Origin of the sequence: Beijerinckia sp. L45 (assembly GCF_009765775.1) — a bacterium.
Classification (GTDB): Bacteria; Pseudomonadota; Alphaproteobacteria; order Rhizobiales; family Beijerinckiaceae; genus RH-AL1.
The window spans coordinates 1-300 of record NZ_LMUU01000161.1 but is presented as its reverse complement, the minus strand read 5'-3'; the positions used below and the strand labels follow the sequence as shown (position 1 = coordinate 300).

1 protein-coding gene is annotated in these 300 nt (G+C 53.0%); it reads left to right on the top strand.

Features of this window, described 5'->3' with window-relative positions; translation table 11 throughout:
• Window positions 1–115: 115 nt before the first annotated feature.
• Window positions 116–300: hypothetical protein (locus tag GSQ79_RS30360; RefSeq protein WP_368669951.1), on the top strand; the 185-nt coding region annotated here is incomplete at its 3' end.

The window sequence follows — 300 nt, the reverse complement described above, 5'->3', positions numbered from 1 at the left end:
ATGCGTTGAAGGAAACCGCCATTTCAACCTAGCTGTTGGTATTAAGCCTGGTACTCTTTCAAATGGTCTTAAGTACTCTCTCGCAACTGGTAATTGGGGTGACCAGAAGAAAGCCATGAGCTCTACTGCTGGTGTCTCCCAGGTGCTTAACCGCTATACATTCGCTTCTACACTCTCTCATCTTAGACGCACCAATACTCCAATTGGCCGAGACGGGAAGTTGGCCAAACCCCGACAGCTGCACAATACGCATTGGGGCCTCGTCTGTCCTGCCGAGACGCCCGAGGGCCAGGCCTGCGG